General features: G+C 76.2%; 1 protein-coding gene. It reads right to left on the bottom strand.

Annotated elements, in window-relative coordinates:
* Positions 1-231 (bottom strand): hypothetical protein (locus tag ACQG3P_RS25095; protein ID WP_426806556.1); only part of this gene is annotated, 231 nt, incomplete at both ends.

The following is a 231-nucleotide window of genomic DNA, read 5'->3' as shown; positions in this document are numbered from 1 at the left end:
TGCCGCTCCAGCCCAGGTCGCGGCGGATCTGATCGCCCCGGTAGCGGCCATGCCGGCGGCCCCGCACCAGTGCCCCCGCGGTATCGCGCACCCTGGCCTCAACGGTTTCATCTGCTGTCGCGGCTACGCGCAGCGGCAGCACGGTCATCACCTGCGCCGGGACCCGGGCCGAGGCGCTGCCCAGCCGCCCCCTGGACGGCCCACCGCCGGTCACCGCATCGCTGGCCGGCG

Source organism: Stenotrophomonas sp. SrG, assembly GCF_050031795.1.
Classification (GTDB): domain Bacteria; phylum Pseudomonadota; class Gammaproteobacteria; order Xanthomonadales; family Xanthomonadaceae; genus Stenotrophomonas; species Stenotrophomonas rhizophila_A.
The sequence above is the reverse complement of the archived record's forward strand: the minus strand, read 5'-3'. Positions and strand labels throughout refer to the sequence as shown.